We start from the raw sequence: 1,211 nt of genomic DNA, 5'->3' as shown, positions 1-1,211 counted from the left end.
TGTAGTGGACTAGACTAAATCTGACAGTGGTCGGTTTTCTCGTGCGGGCGCGCGTTGACGCGGAGGGCGTTTAGCCCGAAGCGGCAATGCGCGCCGCGAACCGCAAGGAGTCTGCCATGACTCAGGAACAGAAAGTCATCCGCGCCAAGGTCGGCATGCTAGAGCTGGCCCGGCAACTGGGTAACGTCAGCCAGGCCTGTCGGGTAATGGGCTATTCCCGCGACAGCTTCTACCGCTTCAAGGAACTGTACGACAAGGGCGGCGAAGCCGCGCTACAGGAAATCTCTCACCGTCGCCCTTTACTGAAGAACCGCGTGGATCCGCAGGTTGAGGCGGCTGTGGTCGAACTGGCCTTGGAACTGCCTGCCTACGGCCAGATCCGCATCGCCAACGAAGTGCTCAAACGCCATGCCCTGAGCGTTTCACCGCAGGGCGTGCGTAGCATCTGGATGCGCCACGATCTTCAGACCATGAACAAGCGCCTCAAGGCGTTGGAAGCCAAATCCGCGCAGGAAGGTCTGGTGCTGACCGAATCCCAGTTGGCCGCGCTCGAGCGAGCCAAACTGGAAAAGGAAGAGCACGGCGAATTTGAATCGGAATGCCCCGGCTACTGCGGTGCCCAGGACACCTTTTATGTCGGCACTCTCAAAGGGGTGGGTCGCGTCTACCAGCAGACCTTTGTCGACACTTATTCGAAAGTGGCATTTGCCAAGCTCTACGATCGCAAAACACCACTTCCGGCCGCCGACCTGCTCAACGATCGGGTCGTACCGTTCTTCGACAGCCACGGCATCCCGCTCTCACGCGTGCTGACCGACCGCGGCACCGAGTACTGTGGCAACCCAGAGCATCACGAATACGAACTCTATCTGGCCGTGGAGAATATCGATCACACCCGCACCCGAGCTCGCTCGCCGCAAACCAACGGCATCGTCGAGCGGCTTCACAAGACCATGCTCAACGAGTTCTATCGCATCGCGTTTCGCAGGAAGATCTATGAGTCACTTCCCGCACTGCAGAGCGATCTGGATGCGTGGCTTGACCAGTACAACAATGAGCGCGAACATCAGGGACGATGGTGCTACGGCAAGACGCCCATGCGCACCTTCCTTGATTCACTTGATCTCGCGAAGGAGAAACTGATCCCTCATTAAACCGCTTTCTTCCTTTGCTTCTCCGACTACCTGTCAGATGCGGTCTAGGCTAATACA

Annotated in this window: 1 protein-coding gene; it reads left to right on the top strand. The window is 58.0% G+C overall.

The window, feature by feature from the left end; genetic code table 11:
- Positions 1–116: 116 nt before the first annotated feature.
- Entirely contained in the window at positions 117–1,154 is a 1,038-nt protein-coding gene (locus AWB74_RS44695) for an IS481 family transposase (RefSeq protein WP_061152821.1), read from the top strand.
- Positions 1,155–1,211 lie beyond the last annotated feature (57 nt).

The organism is Caballeronia arvi, assembly GCF_001544695.2.
Taxonomy (GTDB): domain Bacteria; phylum Pseudomonadota; class Gammaproteobacteria; order Burkholderiales; family Burkholderiaceae; genus Caballeronia; species Caballeronia arvi.
This window is presented reverse-complemented; position numbering and strand designations above follow the sequence as displayed.